Source organism: Gottfriedia acidiceleris, assembly GCF_036421055.1.
GTDB classification, from domain to species: domain Bacteria; phylum Bacillota; class Bacilli; order Bacillales; family Bacillaceae_G; genus Gottfriedia; species Gottfriedia acidiceleris_C.
In genome coordinates, this window is record NZ_JAZGQS010000015.1 from 68,808 (window position 1) to 89,625 (window position 20,818).

The following is a 20,818-nucleotide window of genomic DNA, read 5'->3' on the forward strand; positions in this document are numbered from 1 at the left end:
AATCCCACAAGGAAAATCAGTACCTTGTGGGAATTTTTATTTCAGAATTAATTTTATGATAAATGGAATAAGAATAGAGGCAAGTATTGCACTAAGCGTCATTGCTATTGAACTGATTGCTTGTTCTATTTTGCCATATTCTGCTGCTTTTGCTGTACCTACTCCATGTGATGAGATTCCATATGATGCGCCAATCGCAACAGGGTGGTCGATTTTAAGTTTTGCTAGAATTGCGGGCCCAAACATTGATCCTGAAATACCAGCAATCATTACATATACAACCGTTAAAGAAGGAATACCACCGATTATTGACGTGATTCCCATAGCTAAAGGGGTTGTAACTGATTTTGCTGCTAGAGAAAGCAGGATGATTTTTTTTAATCCGAGCCATAGTGATAGGTAAACACCTGAAAGTAGACCGACAATTGTTCCTGCAATAACACTAACTACTATTGAAATACAATGTTTCTTTAAAGTTGCTCGATGCTCGTATAATGGATACGCAAAAGAGACTACAGCAGGACCTAAAAGTAAATTAATCCATTTTCCTCCAATTATATACGATTCATAGGTAATATGAAGATTTACAAGAATGATGATAATAACTGTAGTAGAGGTAACAATCGGAATCAATAGCGAGTATGTGAATTTAGCGTACATTTTTTTAGCAAGAATATAACATATAATGGTTAAGAGGATAAATAGTAAACTTTTAATGTCCTTCATTCGTATCCCTCCCAATTAATAAATCATTTGTTTGCTTTTTATGGGCTCTCGAAGTAAGATACGAACTAATGCTTGCAGTAATCGTAAAGACAACTGCTGTACTAACTAGTACAATTAAAATAGAAATTAAACCGTGAAAATTTAAAATAGAAGAATAGTTCATGATTCCTACAGTAGCCGGAATAAACAAAAGCGTTAAGTGCTTACTTAAAAAATTACTACCATTTCGAATCCATTTTTCGTTAAAGAATGGTATAAATAGTAAACAAAATAATAACAACATACCAATAATACTTCCCGGAATAATCAGATGAAATTGTTGCTGAATTATATTTCCAATAAAAAATAATAAGTAAAGAAAGCTTATTTGAACAATTAATTTTACAAAATTCATTTTCAACACCCTTTGATTCTTACTAACTAAAAGATTATTAATCTTATTATTTTACAATAAATTGTGGCGAAAATGTGAATTTTTTTCGTTATGATAAAAATGCATCTTTTTATAAAAAAGATTATAATAGATTTATAATATAAATAGAGGAAGTTAGATAATATGAAATCATTTGTAGCGTTTGATTTTGAAACGGCAAATTACAATCGACATAGCATATGTGCTGCCGGTTTTGTATTTGTTGAAGAAGGAGTAATTGTTGACCAAGTTTACTCACTAATTAATCCTGAAGAAGATTTTTATTCAATGAATATTTCTGTGCACGGAATTAGGCCAAGAGATGTACAAGATGCACCTCTTTTCCCAGAATTTTATCAAACGATTAAAGATAAAATTGAGGGGAAAACATTAGTAGCACATAATCTACCATTTGATGGTTATGCCCTAAAAGATAATTTATCAAGATATGGTGTTCCTTCAGCTTTAAATAATTTACTATGTTCACTGCAGCTTGCTAAGAAGGTATTGCCAAAACAATCTCGTTATTCATTAGATACTTTATCGAGTCAATTCGGTATTATATTAGATCATCACCACCATGCATTAGCGGATGCTGAAGCTTGCGCAAAAATATTTCTTCATTTAACGAAGGAATATGAAATTTCATCATTCGAAGAGTTATATGAGAAAACTTCAATTTATCATGGACAAATTCATCAGTTTGATTATCGTTCATCATTAGTTAAACCGAAACCTAAACGTAAATTGGAGAAAAAAATATGAAATTCATTTCTTGGAATGTAAACGGAATAAGAGCATGTGTACAAAAAGGATTTTTAGATTATTTTAATGAACAAAAAGCGGACCTATTTTGTATACAAGAAACGAAATGCCAAGAAGATCAAATAACTTTAGAATTAGACGGTTATTATCAATTTTGGCATTCTGCAGTAAGAAAAGGTTATTCAGGTACTGCTATTTTTACGAAACATAAACCATTAAATGTAAGTTTTGGATTTAACGGTAAAGAAGAAGATCAAGAAGGTAGAGTATTAACCTTAGAATTCGAGAAATTTTATATGGTAAATGTTTATACGCCTAATTCTCAGCGAGATTTAGCAAGATTACCAATAAGATTAAAATGGGAAGATGATTTTAAAAACTATTTAAATAAGCTCGATGAACAAAAACCTGTCATCTTATGTGGAGATTTAAATGTCGCACATAATGAAATCGATTTAGCAAATCCAAAATCAAATCGTACCAATTCTGGCTTTACGGAAGAAGAACGAGGTAAAATGACAACATTATTAGAAAGTGGCTATACTGACAGCTTTCGATTTTTAAATCCAACTAAAGAAGGTTCATACAGTTGGTGGTCTTATATGGCAAAAGTCCGAGAACGAAATATTGGATGGCGTATTGATTATTTTATTATTTCAAATAGACTACAAAATGAACTCATAAATTCAGAAATTCATTCCCACATTATGGGGAGTGACCACTGTCCCGTTGTTTTAACGATGGAAGATTCGATCGTTTAAATATAGACAAAGTACAAAAATTTGATTTTCAGATTGATTGCAAGCTCTTTTTAAGGCGCAAAAAAACGAAGAAAGCGAACGTTAGGCAGGCACTCTGAAAGCTCTAACGTTTTAGAGCTTTCTTTTTTTATATAGGCATTTAGTAAGTCAACGAGAGGCAATGATGCGTAAACTACATTTAGGACAAAGTTAAAATGTTTGTAAAACTACTTAAAAGTAGAAAAGGATGTGGATTCCTATGAGTATGAAATGGCTAGAATGGGCACAGAGAATCCAAGCAATTTCTCAAGCAGGATTGACCTTTACGAAAGATGTTTTTGATAAAGAAAGATATGAAGAACTAAGACATATAAGTGCTGATATTTTAAATCATTATTCAGAATTACAAATTGAAGAAATTGAGGGATTGTTTCGCAATGAACGGGGGTACCCTACACCAAAGCTTGATGTTAGAGGTGTCGTATTTAAAAATGGAAAAATTTTATTAGTAAAAGAAAAGCTAGAAAATAAATGGTCTTTACCAGGTGGTTTTTGTGACGTTGGATTATCAGCTTCAGAAAATGTAGTAAAAGAAATTTTTGAAGAATCCGGATATAAAGTTGAATCGAAGAAACTACTAGCAGTTTTAGACATGACAAAGCATGACCATCCACCTCATTCATATCACTACTACAAATTATTTATACAATGTGAAATTGTTGGGGGTAATCCCTCAATTGGAACAGAAACATGTGATATTGATTTCTTCGATAAAGAGAATTTACCAGACCTTTCTCTTAATCGAAATACTGTATCTCAAATTGAATTAATGTTTGAGTATTATCAAAATCCTAAAAAAGAAACTTATTTTGATTAAAGAAATATAAAAAGAAAATAGTAAAGATATGAAATAATACATTTTAGAGTTGCTATATTGCAACTCGATTTTATTTTAATGGGTACAAAGTTTTTTTGAGATGGATGAATGAAAAATATACATATTTAGAATAAGTAATTAAAATAGATTGACTTACTATATCAACTAGAAAGGTGAAATGTTTTGAAAATAAATTCAATGAACTATGTAAAACTTGAAAATGAATTAAAAAAAGAACGTATTTCTACTTGCCTTATTTATCAAAATGGTGAAATTAAATTTCATTTTTATAAAAATTCTAAGAGTGAAACAAAATTATTCAAAATTAATTCTGTTACAAAAAGTGTTTTATCAATGTTAATAGGAATTGCAATTGATAAAGGATTGATAGAAAGTGTTGATGTACCAATATCTAACTATTTTCCAAATATTGAAACGGAAAAAAGAAACATTACGATTGAACATTTGCTCACAATGACAGCTGGTTATGATTGGCAAGAGTGGGGAGAATGGGGTGGGCGACCATTCCCAATGATTAATAGTAAGGACTGGGTCCAGTATGTACTAGAAAAAGAAATGGTTAATAAACCAGGTGAAAAAATGATTTATGATTCTGGGGCATCTCAATTATTAAGTGCAATTATTCAGATCGTAACAAAAGAAAAACTATCTACTGTTGCAAAACGAATGTTGTTTGATCCATTAGGCATAAAAGAGTTTATTTGGCATGAAGATTCAAAAGGAATTAATATCGGTGGATTTGGCTTAAGTTTAAGGACAGATGATTTACTGAAGCTTGGGATTGTAATGATGCAAAAAGGAAAATGGAATAATAGACAGATTATTTCAAGTGAGTGGATTGAAAAATCAACAAGAGCGAAGTACCACACGTATCCGCATGTTGGTTCATATGCCTATCATTGGTGGGTGCTAGAAAATAATGAGTTAAGGGATCTTGATTCAACGATTTATTTTGCTATGGGTTATGGAGGCCAATTCATCTTTATTTCACCAAAAAATCAATTTGTAGCTGTTTTTACAAGTGCAAAATATATTAATACTTTTACCCCATTAAAAATCATTCAAAAATACTATCCTTTAATATTAACAAATGAATCGTACTAAAAAATGTGATGAAAGGTAGATACATAGACCAAAAATTAATCATTTATGATGAATACTACTCTTTCATTTAATCTTTTTAAGATACATTTTATCCAGTACACATATTTCTTCTTCTAAATTTTGCATGATTTTTTTATTTGAGAATAGGAATTTACTTTAAAAATGTCGAATTAAGTAATTAGTAATAGAAATACAACTTGATAACAGCTCCAAGAAGGGAAGAAGATTGATGTTTTTGGTGACAGAAGACTTCAAAACGTTTATTAGGAAATATCCAATCACAACTTTTATGGTTGGTTTATGTACTATTTTAGCGATCATTACGACATTTTTAGGTGGATATACGATTGAAAATATCATCTATTTAGGTGGATATGAGCATGAATTAGTAAAACAAGGTGAAATATGGAGACTTTTTACTTATGCATTTATGCACGGAAGTTACGCTCATTTATTTATGAATATGACTTTTATGATTATTTTAGGTAGACCATTAGAAAGAGCGTTAGGTTCGGTTAAATTTTTAATATTTTATTTATTATCGGTTATTCTTACAGGAATTATAATTAATTTTAACTATTCGCCTAATACAGTTGAAACAGGGGCATCCGGTGTAGGCTATGCTTTTTTAGGAATGTATTTATTTATTGCATTATTTAGAAAAAAGATGCTCTTTTCAGATGATCGTAAGTTTGTCATAACATTTTTAGGAATTGGTTTACTATCTTCATTAATTATCCCGTCTACAAGTTTAACTGGTCACTTGGCAGGTATGATTATTGGTTTTATCATTACCCCTTTATTATTAAAAAAGGGTGCAAGGTTTCAAAACTCTGTAAATGTTTAGTATACATAAATGAAAAACAATAATGTTAAAATAATTTAAAAAACAAACCTAGTTCGGTATTGGACTAGGTTTGTTTTTTAAATTATAAATCATATAAATCGATAATTCGGTCTGCTGTTTGGCGGTTTCTACATAATTTGTAGAGATTATTAAAAAATCGTTCAACTTCAATAGGAGTACTCGGAACTGGTATTACTACTTCAAGTGAACCAAATACTTGTTTGAAATAAGCTTTTCGTTCGGCATTTTTACCGTCCCTTTTCAATGGATTATATTTCCAAACTAAAGAGAATTGTCCATCTTGCTCACGAATTTCTCTTATTTCTGCAGCGGTAGTTGATTTATTTTCAACATATATGACTAAATAATAATTTTCATTTCGATGCCAGTCGAGAAATAGTAAATAATAGCTTTCTTCTTCGACTTTACTTAAATGAAAGGCTGAAACAATTGGTTTACCGTTTGTCCATTGTTGAAAATTTTGTAATGTATTGAAAGTTGTTGGTATTTCTTCAATAGTAAATAAAGAATAAGATGAAACCATCCAATTTTTAATCTGATTTGATATATTGATTGCAAATTCTTTTTTCATCGTCTACCTCAGGCTATTAATAAGTCCTTTTCTTATCATATCATTAATTTCAGCTTAATAAAAATCTTCCTTGTAATAATCTACCATCTATAAGTTAAAGTTCAAATACTCATATTATAAATGATGATTTAACTAAGGAGGATTTTATAATGGCAAGAGGTAAAAGCTTTAATCATAAGAAAAAAGGTCATGAACCAACTCATCCAAAAGGATCACTAGTCGCTCCTGAAGACCGTAAACATGAAGATCGAGAAGAAGATTATATTGTAACAGAAGAAGCATTTAAAAATCGTATTCAATAAAAATGGGACTCGGATTGGAAAAATCCGAGTCCATTTTTATTTTTTGTTAGCTTTTAAATTGAACCTGCGTTGAAGTTTAATAAATTGATTAACTGCTCTTTATTCACAGCTTGAAACAACAATGGAATAGGTGGCCCACTTTTTCTATTCAAAACAAGCTGATAGATCATTATGAAAAAAGTTTTTTGATTTGCTTTCATTATTTTTTTATCATCATGATAACCAATCGAATATAATTTTTTCATTAATTCAGTTTGATCTTGGTGCTCGTTATTTAATAGATAGTCACATAAATTTTTCAACCAATTTTGCTGTTCTACGGTTAAAGAAAGATAAAATTCTTTCGCTGGTTTGTCGTTTACCATTATATTTTTTTGTGGATTGTATTTTTTAATCCAATATTCAGCCATATGACTAATTTTCTCTATCTCAATGGATGAGAAAGTTTCTCCATTTTGAACAAATATGTCTTTTAATAGATCTATATTGAAATTAACAAGAGGCAGAATGCTAGCTACATGATTGAACTTTGGATATTTTTTATCAATTTTACTGGTATGTGCAAATTCGACCGATTGGCAAATATCTAAATCAAATAAAGATTGATCAATATAATTTGATTGATTCCGTTCAAATTCTGAATAGTTTTTAATGACATCTTCATCAAGACCAATATTAAATGCTGCTGTTGGTTTATATTTAGCAAACATAAAGAGAATCACTTCAGGTAAATAAATTTGTAATAACTCAGCAAGGGTTATTAAATGACCAGAGGAGCTAGACATTTTTTGATTTTGACCCTTTATTCCAATAAACTCATATGGTGTATAATGAGGTGCATCATAGTTATAAATGGCTTTAGCAATTTCTTTTGAAACGTTGTAACTACCGGTTTCAGATGAATGATCTCTTCCGCCAGGTTCAAATACGACGTCTTCTTTCATCCACCTCATAGCCCAATCAATTTTCCAGTTTAATTTAATATTGTTTGCTACTTCTACAGATAATTGATTTGAAAATCCACAACGGCATGTATAATCTAACATTTTGCTTTCATTATTATATTGTGTAATGGAAGGATCATCTTTTTCGCAATTTTCACAGTACAGAGTAATAGGGTAAAAATCGTTACGTTCTTGTTCAGTTGGAACACTTGTTTTGAACTTCATTAAAATATCATAAATTTCTTTTCTTTTTTCAATAGCGTGTATAATGTCAACATTGTATCTACCGGATTTGTACTCTTTATTTTGATAAATAAACTCAACCTCAATGCCTAGTTCAGTTAAGGAATTTTCAAATTCCTTTTCAAAGTGATCAGCGAATGTTGAGTGACAGCCAAATGGATCAGGGATATTTGAATAAGCTTTGCCAATAAACTGATGATAGGTTGGATCAATATTAGTAGGGACCTTCCTAAAACGATCAAAATCATCCCATGAAAAGATAAATCTAGTTTTCTTACCTAAATTATTTAAAGCTTTCACAACAAAATAAGTTGTAATGATTTCACGGAAATTTCCAATATGAACCGACCCGGATGGACTTATGCCAGATGCACATACATAAGTATCTTTATTCGGATATTTTTCAATTAATTCATTTGCGATTTTATATGCCCAATGCATGTTTTCACCTCAAAATTATTTTTAGTTAACCTTCTAAATCAATTAAAAAAACTCCCACCCCCAAGATTTTAATCATCTTGAGGACGAGAGTTTGTGAACTTCGTGGTACCACCCCAGTTTATTGATATGTCACCATACCAACCTTATTTAGGTACGGCACGAATGCTTATACCCTATCTCTATAACGGGAGAACCCGTCGTAGCATCCCTAAAGTAAACTTTAGTTCCATACGAAGCTCCAAGTCTTTTTTCATAAAGTTTATTATTACTCCTTTTTCAGCAAACAGGAGCTCTCTGTAAATAATTTTAGCTTTATTACTTTTCTCTTCATAGCATTTAAATGTCGAAATATTAATTGTTATTATATTAATCAAAACAATATTAATTGTCAATTAAATTTAAAGTTGAATAAACTAATTTAAATATTGTTTGAATAGGAGGTGCTAAATTGAGGGATTTAGTTGATGATTTACCCCTAATCGGTGCATATTTTTTATTATTTGGTACATCAACGGCTGCTGTTGGTGTTTCAAGTAAAAAAATCGTAAGTGAAAACTTTGGTAGAAGTTTATTCGCTAAAGGGAATGCAATCGAAGCATTTGGCAACAGCATACAAGCAATTGGAAGAGAAAAATTATATAAGAAAGTAAAAGAAGAAAATGGAAGTGAAAAAGAAAAAGAATTTGAATTAACAATGATGATTGGTGCTTGGATTCAAGCAATAGGAAACGGTACAAATACTTTTGCAACAAATTTAGAAATAGAAGGCATGGAAAGAGAAGGGCATAAATTAAATGCGCTTGGAAGTGTTATTCAATCAATAGGTGCTCAAATTGAAACAACTGGAGCTTTAATTGAGGGGAGTCAACTAGATAAAATTGAGGCTTATGGCAATCAATTAATCGGTTTAGGCGCTTTAATCGACGGTATTGGTAATGCGGCATTACTACGTGATAAAATTATTTTAGGAGAAGATTTATTACTAGTTGGTAGTTGGGTACAAGTTTTCGGAGCAGTTTTAATTATCTATGCACTGCGCAAAAAAAGAAGCGAATATGAAAACGAACAGTTAGAATATCGATATGGCTATTATCCAAATAAACAGTTCGAATGGTAAATTACTAATTTTTTGTGAAGAATATGAAAAAAAGAAGGTATATATTAGTTTATAGCAAATAATATTATTAAAATTATATTAAAACATTTTATTTTTCTGTATAAACATTTTGTGAGAAAATAGAATTTATCAGTTTAAATAGATTAAACCAATTTTTTGAAACAGAGGTATGATTAGATGAATTTAAAAATAATTACGGATAGTGCGGCTGATTTACCAAAGGAGATTATTCAACAGTATAACATTGATGTCATTCCACTACGAGTATACTCAGAAGATGAAAAAGAATATTTTGATGGTTTAACATTGGATTCAAAGACTTTATTTAATGAAATGCGTAATGGAAAAGTTTTTAAAACGTCCCTTCCGTCATATGAGTATATTTATAATACCTTCGTTAAATATGCAAAAGAAAATACACCATGTATCTATATTGCATTTTCTTCTGAACTTTCAGGTACATATCAATCTGCAGTAATGGTAAAAAATGAGTTTGACGAGGAATTTCCTGATTTTGATTTAGAGATATTTGATACAAAAAGTGCATCAATCGGACAAGGACTAATTGCTGTTAATGCTGCAAAGCTTGCGATGAGCGGAGCTACAAAAGAAGAAGTTGTTAATAATATAAACAATAGCATCGGGCATATTGAACATATCTTTACAGTAGATGACCTTCAATATTTGGTGCGTGGAGGTCGCTTAAGTAAAGTGGCTGGTTTTGTAGGTAATTTATTAAATATTAAACCGATTTTACACGTTGAAGATGGAAAATTAATTCCTCTTGAAAAAATTAGAGGTTCGAAAAAATTAATAAAAAGAATTCTTGAAATTACGGAATCTCGCGGGACAAATTTGTCAACTCAATTAATTGGTATTTCACACGGAGACGATCTAGATAAAGCAATTGAAATTAAAAACGCGATGGAAGAAACTTTTGGATGTAAGGAATTTGTCATTAATTCAATCGGGTCTGCAATAGGTGCTCATGCAGGGCCAGGGACTTTAGCGATATTTTTTATGAACGAAAATAAAAATTAAAACAAAAAAAGAGCTAACTCTGCAAAATGATGTTAGCTCTTTTTGTTTTAATTTTCTGACAATATTACCCGGATAATAATTCATACATAATTACTTCAAAAAAGGTAAATAGTATTTATGTAATCTTCAACAACTATTATTATGAGGTGAAAAACGATGTCAATTTTAGATAACTGGGATCAATGGAAAGATTTTTTAGGTGATCGATTAGAAGCAACTGGTGACAAAGGTGTTGGTGAAGGTGCTATTTCTGAAATGGCATATCGCTTAGGAAATTATTTAGCAAATGAAGTAGAACCAAAAAATGCTGAAGAACAAATTTTAAAAGACCTTTGGAACGTTGCAGATGAACAAGAGCAACATACAATTGCTCATCTAATGATGAAGTATGTTAAAAATAAATAAGTAAAATAGTGTGATTAAAAAATAGCCCAGTGAATAGAATCATAAGGGCTATTTTTTATTTACAAAAAAATCAGCAAATATAATTAAAAAATAAACTTGAAATGGACATTTAATTAACATATACTGTACTTATTGTGAGTACTGTTTACGTAGTAGGTAAGGACAATTACTATTTACATTTTAATTGTTTTTTTGTATGATAGACTTTCTGTTCAAATTTTGATCTTATCAAAAAATGGTTTTAAGCACTTATAAATAGAATAGAAATTTGAACGAATTTCAATACAGCTTAACAAAAATAGATAGTAGAAATGGGGATAATATATGAATAATCAGCAAAACTCGGCAGACACGCCGTTTAGTGTTAAAACGATTATTGGTCCAATGATGGCAGTTATCGTAGGTATGATCATGGTTATTTTAGATAGTACGGTAGTAAATGTCGCATTACCTGGAATTACCGAATATTTTAAATCTGATTTAACAAAAATGCAATGGACGATTACAGGATATACTTTGGCATTATCGGCAGTTATACCACTTGCAGGTTGGATGTCTGATCGTTTTGGAGCTAAGAAAATATTCTTATTAACGATTTTGTTTTTTACAATTGGTTCAGTTCTTTGTTCTGTAGCACAATCACCTGAACAATTAATTTTATTTCGAGTAATACAAGGAATTGGTGGAGGAATGGTTGCACCAATCGGGATGGCAATTATCTTTAGATTAGCTCCTCCAGAAAAAATTGGATCAATTATGGGGATGCTTGGAATTCCTATGTTACTTGCACCTGCTTTAGGTCCGGTTATCTCAGGATGGTTCGTAGAGTATTCTACTTGGCATTGGATCTTCCTAATTAATTTACCAATTGGTATTATTGCGTTACTAATTGGAGCTAAATATTTACCTAATTTTGAATCGAAATCAGTACCTGCTTTAGACGGATTAGGAATTATAATTGCTCCAATCGCTTTTTCAATGTTAGCTTATGGTGTTAGTCAAAGTTCAACAAGTTGGACTTCAAAAGGAACATTAACAGGTTTAATAGTTGGTGGTGTTGCATTATTACTTTTCATCTTTGTTGAGCTTCGCCTAAAACAACCTTTACTTGAATTACGTGTATTTAAATCGTCTGATTTTGTTAGAAGTATTTTAATTACATGGATTATGCAAATTGCTTTATTTGGTTCTTTCCTAATTGTTCCATTATTTTTACAAACAGTTAAGCAATATGGGGCATTTGAAACGGGCTTAATTATGTTACCTCAAGCATTGGCATCAGCTTTAATGATGCCAATTGGTGGTAAAATGTATGATAAAGTTGGAGCTAGACCGATGGCGTTAGTTGGTTTAACAATTATCACATCTGCACTGTTCATTTTCTCTAAAATTTCAGTTGACTCATCGAATACATTTATTATGTTAACACTTGCTATGATGGGTGCTGGAATGGGATTATCAATGATGCCGATTAATACACATGTATTACAATCTGCACCGAGACATTTAGTAAGTCGTGTAACTCCTTTAACAGCAGCTGCTCAGCAAGTAATGGTATCATTTGCAGTAGCAGGTATGGCTGGATTTTTAACTTCTAGTACAAAGGATTATATGGCAAAAACAACGAATCCTTTAAATGCAATGATTTCAGCATTTGGTGATACATTCTTACTTGCTGCAGGTATCGCATTAGTAGGAGCGTTGTTAGCAATAATTTTACGTAAACCAAAAGTGCAAGATGCAGATGTGTCAAAAGCAGATCTTGACGAGTCAAAATCTTCAATGATGGCTGGTCATTAATCAATAAAGAAGAAGCCAAAATTTAATATTTGGCTTCTTTTTTTGTCATATTTGATTATAATTGATATAGTATAAAAAGAATTTTAATAATTTCTACAATTTTAAGAGAAATGTTATAAAACTAATTAAATTGTAATAAAAAAGTACTTATTATGTAAGATTAGTTATGTATAATAAAGCTCGAATATAGATTTACTATACAATGGAGCTGATTTAATGATTAAAAGTATTTGCAAAACAACTTTGGCACTATCAATTTTAACTGGAGGTTTTTTCTATGGAAATACTACTCCTAGTTCAATTAAGACCGTGGAAGCAGCGACGATAAGCGGTACTGTAACTGCATCAGTTTTAAATATTAGAAGTGGTCCCAGTACTAATTATAAAGTAATTGGGACACTTAAAAAGGGTGCGAAAGTTACGATTACAAGCACAAGTGGATCTTGGTATAAAATAAAAAGTGGAACAAAAACTGGATGGGTTTCAAGTAAATATATAAAAAAATCCCCAACTACTGTTTCTGCCACTACTGTAAATAAGATGAAAACTTTAGGAACTTCAAAGCAATTAATTATTGTGTCAGCAGCAAATGAAAGTACAAGAAATGTATTAATTGAAACATTTGAGAAAAGCAGTACTAGTTGGAAAAAATTACATACATATTCAGGTGTGATCGGTAAAAACGGCATGATTAGTAGCAAGCATGAGGGTGATTATGAAACACCTGAAGGGAAATATACAATTACAACAGCATTCGGTAGATATTCAAATCCAGGTACAAAATTGACTTACCGAAAAATTACTTCAAATGATGTTTTTGTAGATGATTCAACAAGTAAATTATATAATACATGGCAATTGGCATCAGAAAATAACGGTAGATGGAAAACTGCCGAAAAGATGAATATTTCTCAATATGATTATGGATTTATTATTAACTATAATACTGAGAGAACCCCAGGGAAAGGTAGTGCAATCTTTTTTCACGTAGCTGGAACTTCAGGATATACTGCAGGCTGCACAGCCACATCTAAAACAAATGTTGTATCCATATTAAAATGGTTAGATCCTGCAAAAAAACCACTAATTATTCAAACACCATTGAATAAATTAACTCAATATTAATATGATTTGAAACTGGTCAAAGATTTGATCAGTTTTTTATGTTTTTAACTTAACTTTTAGATTAAATTCAAAAATGAGCTTCTTGTTTATCGTTTAGATGAAGGCCAATTTTCAAACTTAAAAAGGCTGTCTATAAAGACAACCTTTTGGAACTCTTATTACTTCTGATTTATAAGCTTTATTTTACACTATTGACAAGTTGCTTCATTGATTTTAACTGTGAAGATAGCTCATTAAACCAATCCTCATCTCCCGTTGAAAGGGCCAAGTCAATTAGAAAGTGAATTTGTTCTTTGTTTGTCACTTTCGAATCAGGCATTTTCTTTACGTTTTTATTTAGCATCTGAATACTCTTTCCAACAGTCGTTTTATTATCTGAAGTTATTACATTTACCTTTACTACTTCATCAAGAATAGTAATTGATTCAACATAACCTATTACTAATTCTCCATGCAATGATATCCCCTTAACCCAGTCACCTATTTTTAAAATAGAATCATTATTTACGTTCATCTTTTCCACCTTCTTGTTTAGAGTTACAAGTTAAAATACTTGTGATGATTACAGCTATTTGAACAAACTGTAATTTTTTTTATTACACTTTGGATAAAAGAAGGCTTAGCCTTCACTTCTCACATTTGATATGATCGACAATGTCCTTAATCGTATATTGTTTTAAATATCCCCCAAGATGTTTTTCTGCACCTAAGAAAATAGAAAAAAGAACATGTTGCATATTTGCCCCAACAACACACTTTTCATTTGATTCAGGGCACTTAGGCTGCAGCGCCCCCTCAGAGGTGATTAAATAAATATCCCAAAGATTTACATCATTTAAATCTAAGGCGAAAATAAACCCACCACCAGATCCTTCCTTCGATTTTATATATCCATGCTTTTTTAACAAACTAAGCACTTTACGAATACGAACTGGATGGACACAGGCACTCTCTGAAATTGCATCACTTGTAGACATCCGATCCGGTTGCAGCGCAAGATAAGTTAAACTATGAATGGCAAGAGTGAAATCACTATTCATGGTCTGCCTCCTAAAATCGTTAATTTCTATATATTTTCGTCGTGATTATATTTAGTACTGTAATAAAATGTGTTAGGTATAATATTAATTATTAATTAGCTACTTTTTGTGAATTAATGTATGAGAATGTTCGTAGCTTACGAGGAAGAAAACTACGAATTTCATCTTCATTATAACCAACCTGTAATCTTTTTTCGTCTAGAATTATTGGCATGCGCAGCATTTTAGGATTATTTATGATTAATTTATATAATTCATTAAGTGGGAGCGATTCAATATTTATATTTAATTCCTGAAACGTTTTTGATTTTTTTGAAATAATCTCTTCAGTACCAGTTTCTGTCATGCGAAGAATAGATTTAATCTCTTCAATTGTAAGTGATTCATTCATAATATTTTTCACATTATAATCAATAGCATGTTCTTCTAGCCATGCTTTTGCTTTGCGACAGGATGTACAACTTGGTGTTACATATAGATTCACCATTCTTTACACACTCCTCATTAAAATGTAATAAAAAAATTTACAGTTGAGTTAAAAAAATTAAAATGAATTATTTAAGGTTTAGATTCCTTACTCAATTTAAATGAGTATACTGTAATTTTATTCTTTACAGTTAAAGGTGTCAACTATATTTTTTGAGTTTAAGACCATTGCTTAATTAAAATAGTAAGTGTAAAAAAAGTTAGTTTATTTTGAAACTTCTAAGTATAATAGAATGTACAATTAAAATTTAATATGAGTTTTTAGAGGTGGAATATGAGCAAACTAGATTTTTTTGAAATAGAGACTAGTCGATTAAAACTTAGAAGGTTTATAGATGAAGATGTAAGCAACTTTTATAAATATCGTTCAAATCCAGATGTGGCGATTTATCAAGGCTGGGAAAATTATACATACGAACAAGCAACTAAATTTATTGAAAAGCAAAAGTCAGCTATTATGAATATTCCTGATTCATGGGTTCAAGTGGCAATTGAAAATAAAATGGATGGTCAACTAATAGGAGATATTGGAGTACATACTTTATCAAATCCAAAAAATCAAGCTGAAGTCGGCTTTACATTAGAGCCAATGTATCAGAATAAGGGATATGCATTTGAAGCATTAAAAGGGATTATAGATTACTTATTTAATGTATTAAATAAAGAAAAAATAAACGCAATCGCTGTAGAACAAAATGTATCTTCAATTAAATTACTAAAAAAATTAGGATTTCATGAAATGAAAATGATCGAAAATTCTTTTTTTAAAGGCCAATATGTAACTGAATTTATGTTTGGACTTACGAAAAATGATTGGAATAAAAGGTAGGAGATGGGATTTAAGTGAATTTCTTTAAAGGAGCATTGTATTTATCATTGGCTGCAAGTATTTGGGGCATGACTTATGTTGTCAGTAAAGTAGTTTTAGATCTTATTTCTCCATGGTTATTACTAGAAATGAGATTTCTTTTAGCTTTATTAACATTAGGGCTAATCAGTCTTTTCCAAAAAAGCTGGAAAATTAATAAAAAAGATTTGATTAATCTCGCAGTTATTGCTTTAGTCGGGTATACTGGCTCAATTGGTTTTCAATTTGTTGGTACAAAGCTTTCAGGTGCAGCAATGGGCTCTTTAATTACTTCAGCTTCACCTGCATTAATATCATTATTTGCATTTTTTATTTTAAAAGAAAAAATTAATAGCCGTAAGATTGTTTCATTAATTTTAGCAACAATTGGAGTAATTGTTGTAATAGGATTACCAAAAGGTGGATCAAATTTAGGTGCATATTTTGGAAATCTCATACTTGTTGGTGCAGCAATTACTTGGGCCTTATATACGGTTTTAAGTAAAGTCCAGACTAGTAAATATTCATCATTAACCGTAACAACTTGGGCGACGGCATTTGGCGTAATTTTTACATTACCATTTACGATAGTTGAACAAAGTAAACACTTAACTCACTTACCAACAAATGGTTGGGTTTGGATGGGTGTCATATTTTTAGGTACAATCTCAACAGCAGGTGCCTTTTATCTTTGGAACAAAGGATTTGAATTTATTGATACTTCCACAGGGTCATTATTTTTCTTTTTACAACCGTTAATTGGTACGATATTTGGGTATTTTTTATTAAATGAAGAAATCAGTCCTTCATTTTTTATAGGAAGTATTCTAATTGTTGTAGCTGTTTATTTATCGATAAAAGAACCAAAGCAGAAAGCGAAACTTCAATATAACTCTAAAAAAGCTTGAAATAGTTAAAAGCAGTTGAAAATACTCAACTGCTTTTTTTTATTGGCTACTTTACTTGAATATACGAATGATAAGAATAGATGGAATGAATTTTATAAAGTGAGACTACTATTATATGTATTTAAATTGACAAATGTAGTTTAGAGAAATAATATAAATCTCATACGATACATCGTATAAGATGCATTTTTATTTAGAAGTTTTGTTGGAGGGATTAAATGGTAGAACGACCAGAATTTATACGTGAATCAATCGATTTTTTACAACGATTTTTAATGAAAAGCCTTCAAAAGCATTCGGAGGAACATGGAGTTACAATTCCACAAGCTAGAGTTATTGGCGAAGTGTATGCTCATAAATCAATGAGTATTAAACAACTTTCTAAAAATCTTAAAATGACCCAAAGTACTGTATCAGATATCGTTGAGCGTCTGACTACAAAAGGCCTTTTATTGAAAACACCAAATCCAAAAGATAAACGTTCAGTGGAGATTTCTTTACCTAAAAATATTGCAGATGAAATACACGGTAGCATTACTGAAATTGCAAATAAGTCATTGAATAGTGCATTAAGTCTTCTAAACTCTGAAGAACAAGAGATTGTAGAGAAAGGAATGAAATTATTAGTTACAGCGGTTAAGAAAAAGATGGAGACAGATGGAATGGATAATTATGAATTCTTTGATGTATTGTACTTTCTTGATGACGAAAAAGAAAAAAAAGAGAAATAAAATATTGAAGGAGGGGACCATGTGAACAAAATCATAAAAGGTCGTTGGATTATTTTTTCAATTTGGTTAATTGCAACAGTATTGTTAACAGTTCTTCAGCCTGACATCAATGTAATTCTGAGGAATAAGGGGCAAGAAGGGGCAAATAGTGATTCACCTTCTGTTATGGCAGATCATATCCTCAAAAAAATGGATACTGCAAAAGGAACGAATAATCTAATTGTTTTTTATGATAAAAATAAAATTTCAAATAACGAAATGAAAAAAATTGGTGATGCTGTTAAAGGAATACATGCTAGCAGTAAAGAACTTAGAATTTCGGAAATCATAGATCCTTTTAGTATTCCAGATGCAAAAAGTTCATTAGTATCAAAAGATGGTACCACACTTATGGTGAGCTATAAGTTAGACAAAAATGGAAGAGAAATTGATGATATAAAAAAACAATTAGATAATAAATTAAGTAAAGTACCAGTTAAATATTATTTAAGTGGTGAAGATTTTATCAACAATGATTATTTAAAAGCTTCACAATCTGGCGTTGAAAAAAGTGCTGCATTGACAGTAATTTTTATTTTAGTTGTACTTGTTCTTGCGTTTAGATCGATTGTTACACCATTTGTATCATTAATTGCTGTTGCATTCTCTTATTTATGTTCAATGGGGATAGCTGCTCAATTAATCGATAAAGCTGGATTTCCAATAACAAGTCTTACTCAAATGCTTCTAATACTGATTCTTTTTGGTATTGGAACAGATTATAACATACTCCTTTTTAATCGTTTCAAAGAGGAACTTTCACTTGGACATTCAGTAGATGAATCAATTGTAAACACGTATAAAACCGCTGGTAAAACAATTGCCTATAGTATATTAACTGTGTTTATTGCGTTCCTTGCACTTGTATTTGCCGAATCTCCAATTTATAAATCAGGTGTTGTTGTTGTAATCGGTGTAAGTATATTATTACTAGAAATATTAACGTTAACACCATTTATTATGAAGGTATTAGGGAAAAAGCTTTTCTGGCCATCTAAAAATATTGGTGGACACAAAGAAAACAAGTTTTTTGGAAGTTCGTCAGCTTTTGCGGTTAAGAAACCAATTATAACAATTGTAGTCATATTATTGATTTTATCTCCAATGGTATATTTCCATCAAGAAAAACTAAACTTTGATACGATTGGAGAACTGGGAAATAAATATCCTTCATCCAAAGGATTTAATATCGTTTCAGATCATTTTGGTAAAGGTCAGGCAATGCCTGCAACAGTTGTTATTGAAAATAGCAAAGCGCTTGATAATAATCAATCACTTGCAGTAATTGATAATATCACTGAAAGACTTAAAAAGATAAAGGGTGTTAATCAAGTATCTTCAGTAACACAACCTGGAAGCAAACAAATTGATCGTTTTTATGTTGATAGCCAAATGGGTACAGTGACTGATGGTATTTCCAAAACACAAGATGGTGTTAACGAAATACATGACGGATTAAGTTTAGCTGAAAATAAACTAGGGTCAGCTGATTTTTCAAATGTTAACCAAATGGTAGATGGAACAACGGAACTACAAAATGGTGTGACAGCATTAAGTGGGGGATTAAAACAAATTCAAGCAGGGATTGGCGATGGTTTTAGTAAATCTAAAACGATTTCTAGTGGTATAGCAACGATTGAAATGAATCTAAGAAAAATGAGCAGTGGTGTATCATTATTAGCAAATAATTATGAGAAAATGCAATCAGGTTATAAAGAGTTAGGAACTCATTACCAACAATCAGCACAAGCACTGCTTAGTCTAAAAGGCGTAATTTCTCAAATGCAATCAATGATGACAGCACTAGGTAGTAGTTATTCGAATTCAAAAGGTGATGTAAATTATCAATCACTAAAGCAAACAATTGATCAAACAGTTGCTTCATTAAATCAAATTACTCCAGAAGGAATCAAAGCTTTAAATGATAATTATAATGCTGTAACTACAGGTTTTGCTACTGCAAACAGTAATCTATCTAGTATGAGTAATGGCTTAACTCAAATGGCTGATGGTTTGAAAAAACTTGAAAGTGGCTTAAGCGATGCATCATATGGTATCGGAAAAATTGTCACAAATATGAATAAAGTATCAGATGGACTTGGTCAAATGAAAACAGGACAACAACAGCTAGTATCTGGCATCAATGGATTTAGTACATTTGGTGAAAAGCTTTCTGATGTTAACGGTGGATTAAAGAAAATTTCTGACGGATTAGGAAAAACAAATGATTTCTTAACACAGTATAACTCAAATAAAACGTTCTTTATTCCAAAAGAAGCATTGGCTGATGAGAACTTTAAAAAATCAATTGACATGTTTATGTCAAAAGATAAAAAAATTACAAAGCTAACAATTGTTTTGGAAAATGATCCATATTCAAAAGAATCTTTAAATACGATCAATAAAATAAATTCAGCTGTTAAGAATGGACTAAAAGGCACAGAACTTTCAAATGCAAAGTCAGGTGTTACAGGTCCGAGTGCAACAACAAATGATATGAATAATATTTTGAGTAGTGACCTAAATAAAACAACCACGATTGTTATAATAGGGGTATTACTTGTATTATTCCTAGTGATAAAATCATTCTGGACACCAGTATTTATCACTGCATCACTTTTAGGAGCATACTATTGTTCTATGTTTATGATCAACTATATTTTCATAGATTTGATAGGATATGAAGGAATATCTTCTTTTGTTCCGTTCTTCTCTTTCATCATTATAGTAGCTTTAGGAGTTGATTATAGTATTTTTCTAATGATGAGATTTAAGGAATATACTCATTTGTCACCGAAAGAGGCAATCGTTTTAGCATCTAAGCATACCGGTGGCGTAATAATTTCAGCCGTGATCATCCTTGGAGGAACATTTGCAACACTTATGCCATCTGGAATCCTTTTATTGTTTGAATTAGCAATAGCCGTAATAACTGGCCTAGTAGTCCTTTGCTTTATCTTATTACCAATCTTCTTACCAGCAATGATTGCATTACCAGAAGCATTGGCTAATTTATTTTCAAAAAACAAAGAATCAAATGTTGATACAGAAAAACATATAATTTAATAGAAAAATAGATTTAGTTGAAAAATGCCGACTTACTATTCATATAATAGTAGGTTCGGATTTTTTAATTAAGGATTTAAAGATTTAGATGATAAGGAAAATGATGAGTTTAAATTTTTTAAGATAAACCGATAAAATCGATCAAATTGTGAGCTAGCATGGAAACAGGGGTTCATTGCGCAAAAAAAGTGGATGCTAA

22 protein-coding genes and 1 other annotated feature are annotated in these 20,818 nt (G+C 30.8%); of the genes, 15 read left to right on the plus strand and 7 right to left on the minus strand.

The genetic code is table 11. From position 1 onward, the window contains the following. Nucleotides 1-36: 36 nt before the first annotated feature. Nucleotides 37-726: an LrgB family protein gene (locus RAH41_RS19230; RefSeq protein WP_331224812.1), complete on the minus strand. Its 690-nt coding sequence runs from the start codon at nt 724-726 to the stop codon at nt 37-39. After that, nucleotides 713-1,120, minus strand: coding sequence for a CidA/LrgA family holin-like protein (locus RAH41_RS19235; protein WP_331224814.1), 408 nt, complete (start codon nt 1,118-1,120; stop codon nt 713-715). The genes RAH41_RS19230 and RAH41_RS19235 overlap by 14 nt, the downstream gene beginning before the upstream one ends. Nucleotides 1,121-1,282: 162 nt before the next feature. On the opposite strand from RAH41_RS19235, the gene RAH41_RS19240 reads away from it, so the two are divergent. The 5 genes from RAH41_RS19240 to RAH41_RS19260 all read left to right on the plus strand — a co-directional run bounded on the left by RAH41_RS19240 (nt 1,283) and on the right by RAH41_RS19260 (nt 5,492). After that, nucleotides 1,283-1,903 carry a 3'-5' exonuclease gene (locus RAH41_RS19240; RefSeq protein ID WP_331224815.1) on the plus strand — a complete coding sequence of 207 codons (621 nt, stop codon included), beginning with the start codon at nt 1,283-1,285 and terminating at the stop codon, nt 1,901-1,903. After that, nucleotides 1,900-2,664: an exodeoxyribonuclease III gene (locus RAH41_RS19245; protein WP_331224817.1), complete on the plus strand. Its 765-nt coding sequence runs from the start codon at nt 1,900-1,902 to the stop codon at nt 2,662-2,664. The genes RAH41_RS19240 and RAH41_RS19245 overlap by 4 nt, the downstream gene beginning before the upstream one ends. 238 nt (nt 2,665-2,902) lie before the next feature. Beyond that, nucleotides 2,903-3,520 carry an NUDIX hydrolase gene (locus tag RAH41_RS19250; protein WP_331224818.1) on the plus strand — a complete coding sequence of 206 codons (618 nt, stop codon included), beginning with the start codon at nt 2,903-2,905 and terminating at the stop codon, nt 3,518-3,520. Between the two features lie 183 nt (nt 3,521-3,703). After that, nucleotides 3,704-4,645, plus strand: a complete 942-nt coding sequence (locus tag RAH41_RS19255) for a serine hydrolase (protein ID WP_331224819.1) — start codon at nt 3,704-3,706, stop codon at nt 4,643-4,645. Nucleotides 4,646-4,874: 229 nt separating this feature from the next. Then, nucleotides 4,875-5,492, plus strand: a complete 618-nt coding sequence (locus RAH41_RS19260) for a rhomboid family intramembrane serine protease (protein WP_331224845.1) — start codon at nt 4,875-4,877, stop codon at nt 5,490-5,492. An 82-nt stretch (nt 5,493-5,574) separates the two neighbouring features. Here RAH41_RS19260 and RAH41_RS19265 read toward each other — a convergent pair whose 3' ends face one another. Next, nucleotides 5,575-6,084: a hypothetical protein gene (locus RAH41_RS19265; RefSeq protein ID WP_331224820.1), complete on the minus strand. Its 510-nt coding sequence runs from the start codon at nt 6,082-6,084 to the stop codon at nt 5,575-5,577. Nucleotides 6,085-6,233: 149 nt separating this feature from the next. On the opposite strand from RAH41_RS19265, the gene RAH41_RS19270 reads away from it, so the two are divergent. Continuing rightward, nucleotides 6,234-6,386, plus strand: coding sequence for a hypothetical protein (locus RAH41_RS19270; RefSeq protein WP_165347078.1), 153 nt, complete (start codon nt 6,234-6,236; stop codon nt 6,384-6,386). Between the two features lie 53 nt (nt 6,387-6,439). On the opposite strand, the gene lysS is transcribed toward RAH41_RS19270, so the two are convergent. After that, nucleotides 6,440-8,014, minus strand: coding sequence for a lysine--tRNA ligase (gene lysS, locus RAH41_RS19275; RefSeq protein ID WP_331224821.1), 1,575 nt, complete (start codon nt 8,012-8,014; stop codon nt 6,440-6,442). Between the two features lie 76 nt (nt 8,015-8,090). Beyond that, nucleotides 8,091-8,354 (minus strand) — a binding site (T-box leader). 108 nt (nt 8,355-8,462) lie between these two features. Here lysS and RAH41_RS19280 point away from each other — a divergent pair. The 5 genes from RAH41_RS19280 (at nt 8,463) to RAH41_RS19300 (ending at nt 13,502) form a co-directional block, all read left to right on the plus strand. Continuing rightward, nucleotides 8,463-9,131 (plus strand): DUF6944 family repetitive protein, encoded by a 669-nt coding sequence (locus tag RAH41_RS19280; RefSeq protein ID WP_331224823.1) that lies wholly within the window; start codon nt 8,463-8,465, stop codon nt 9,129-9,131. A 177-nt stretch (nt 9,132-9,308) separates the two neighbouring features. Continuing rightward, nucleotides 9,309-10,172 (plus strand): DegV family protein, encoded by an 864-nt coding sequence (locus tag RAH41_RS19285; protein WP_331224825.1) that lies wholly within the window; start codon nt 9,309-9,311, stop codon nt 10,170-10,172. A 156-nt stretch (nt 10,173-10,328) separates the two neighbouring features. Next, nucleotides 10,329-10,577: a DUF3243 domain-containing protein gene (locus tag RAH41_RS19290; protein WP_098843777.1), complete on the plus strand. Its 249-nt coding sequence runs from the start codon at nt 10,329-10,331 to the stop codon at nt 10,575-10,577. Between the two features lie 324 nt (nt 10,578-10,901). Beyond that, on the plus strand, nt 10,902-12,377 hold the full coding sequence (locus RAH41_RS19295) for an MDR family MFS transporter (protein WP_331224828.1): 1,476 nt from the start codon (nt 10,902-10,904) through the stop codon (nt 12,375-12,377). Between the two features lie 216 nt (nt 12,378-12,593). Further along, entirely contained in the window at nt 12,594-13,502 is a 909-nt protein-coding gene (locus RAH41_RS19300) for an SH3 domain-containing protein (RefSeq protein WP_331224830.1), read from the plus strand. Between the two features lie 178 nt (nt 13,503-13,680). Here RAH41_RS19300 and RAH41_RS19305 read toward each other — a convergent pair whose 3' ends face one another. From RAH41_RS19305 to spxA, 3 genes are all read right to left on the minus strand, one after another. Beyond that, complete coding sequence (locus RAH41_RS19305) at nt 13,681-14,016, minus strand: IDEAL domain-containing protein (RefSeq protein ID WP_331224831.1); 336 nt, start codon at nt 14,014-14,016, stop codon at nt 13,681-13,683. Between the two features lie 112 nt (nt 14,017-14,128). Beyond that, a complete protein-coding gene (locus RAH41_RS19310; RefSeq protein WP_331224833.1) occupies nt 14,129-14,542 on the minus strand; it encodes an Rrf2 family transcriptional regulator in 414 nt (137 codons plus the stop codon). Between the two features lie 91 nt (nt 14,543-14,633). After that, complete coding sequence (spxA, locus tag RAH41_RS19315) at nt 14,634-15,029, minus strand: transcriptional regulator SpxA (protein ID WP_331224835.1); 396 nt, start codon at nt 15,027-15,029, stop codon at nt 14,634-14,636. Between the two features lie 273 nt (nt 15,030-15,302). Between spxA and RAH41_RS19320 the strand changes: the two genes are divergently transcribed. The 4 genes from RAH41_RS19320 to RAH41_RS19335 all read left to right on the plus strand — a co-directional run bounded on the left by RAH41_RS19320 (nt 15,303) and on the right by RAH41_RS19335 (nt 20,619). Beyond that, nucleotides 15,303-15,857 (plus strand): GNAT family protein, encoded by a 555-nt coding sequence (locus RAH41_RS19320; protein WP_331224836.1) that lies wholly within the window; start codon nt 15,303-15,305, stop codon nt 15,855-15,857. 14 nt (nt 15,858-15,871) lie between these two features. After that, nucleotides 15,872-16,783 carry a DMT family transporter gene (locus tag RAH41_RS19325; protein WP_331224838.1) on the plus strand — a complete coding sequence of 304 codons (912 nt, stop codon included), beginning with the start codon at nt 15,872-15,874 and terminating at the stop codon, nt 16,781-16,783. Between the two features lie 218 nt (nt 16,784-17,001). After that, the gene (locus RAH41_RS19330) at nt 17,002-17,514 is read left to right on the plus strand and encodes a helix-turn-helix domain-containing protein (protein WP_331224839.1); all 513 of its coding nucleotides are present in this window, start codon (nt 17,002-17,004) and stop codon (nt 17,512-17,514) included. 21 nt (nt 17,515-17,535) lie between these two features. Next, nucleotides 17,536-20,619, plus strand: a complete 3,084-nt coding sequence (locus RAH41_RS19335) for an MMPL family transporter (protein WP_331224840.1) — start codon at nt 17,536-17,538, stop codon at nt 20,617-20,619. The last annotated feature ends 199 nt before the right edge of the window (nt 20,620-20,818 follow it).

Excerpts from the sequence above, each read along its gene's own strand:
- RAH41_RS19230 (WP_331224812.1), bottom strand. The coding sequence starts at position 726 with ATGAAGGACATTAAAAGTTTACTATTTATCCTCTTAACCATTATATGT.
- RAH41_RS19235 (WP_331224814.1), bottom strand. The coding sequence starts at position 1,120 with ATGAATTTTGTAAAATTAATTGTTCAAATAAGCTTTCTTTACTTATTA.
- RAH41_RS19240 (WP_331224815.1), top strand. The coding sequence starts at position 1,283 with ATGAAATCATTTGTAGCGTTTGATTTTGAAACGGCAAATTACAATCGA.
- RAH41_RS19245 (WP_331224817.1), top strand. The coding sequence starts at position 1,900 with ATGAAATTCATTTCTTGGAATGTAAACGGAATAAGAGCATGTGTACAA.
- RAH41_RS19250 (WP_331224818.1), top strand. The coding sequence starts at position 2,903 with ATGAGTATGAAATGGCTAGAATGGGCACAGAGAATCCAAGCAATTTCT.
- RAH41_RS19260 (WP_331224845.1), top strand. The coding sequence starts at position 4,875 with ATGTTTTTGGTGACAGAAGACTTCAAAACGTTTATTAGGAAATATCCA.
- RAH41_RS19265 (WP_331224820.1), bottom strand. The coding sequence starts at position 6,084 with ATGAAAAAAGAATTTGCAATCAATATATCAAATCAGATTAAAAATTGG.
- RAH41_RS19270 (WP_165347078.1), top strand. The coding sequence starts at position 6,234 with ATGGCAAGAGGTAAAAGCTTTAATCATAAGAAAAAAGGTCATGAACCA.
- lysS (WP_331224821.1), bottom strand. The coding sequence starts at position 8,014 with ATGCATTGGGCATATAAAATCGCAAATGAATTAATTGAAAAATATCCG.
- RAH41_RS19285 (WP_331224825.1), top strand. The coding sequence starts at position 9,309 with ATGAATTTAAAAATAATTACGGATAGTGCGGCTGATTTACCAAAGGAG.
- RAH41_RS19290 (WP_098843777.1), top strand. The coding sequence starts at position 10,329 with ATGTCAATTTTAGATAACTGGGATCAATGGAAAGATTTTTTAGGTGAT.
- RAH41_RS19295 (WP_331224828.1), top strand. The coding sequence starts at position 10,902 with ATGAATAATCAGCAAAACTCGGCAGACACGCCGTTTAGTGTTAAAACG.
- RAH41_RS19300 (WP_331224830.1), top strand. The coding sequence starts at position 12,594 with ATGATTAAAAGTATTTGCAAAACAACTTTGGCACTATCAATTTTAACT.
- RAH41_RS19305 (WP_331224831.1), bottom strand. The coding sequence starts at position 14,016 with ATGAACGTAAATAATGATTCTATTTTAAAAATAGGTGACTGGGTTAAG.
- RAH41_RS19310 (WP_331224833.1), bottom strand. The coding sequence starts at position 14,542 with ATGAATAGTGATTTCACTCTTGCCATTCATAGTTTAACTTATCTTGCG.
- spxA (WP_331224835.1), bottom strand. The coding sequence starts at position 15,029 with ATGGTGAATCTATATGTAACACCAAGTTGTACATCCTGTCGCAAAGCA.
- RAH41_RS19320 (WP_331224836.1), top strand. The coding sequence starts at position 15,303 with ATGAGCAAACTAGATTTTTTTGAAATAGAGACTAGTCGATTAAAACTT.
- RAH41_RS19330 (WP_331224839.1), top strand. The coding sequence starts at position 17,002 with ATGGTAGAACGACCAGAATTTATACGTGAATCAATCGATTTTTTACAA.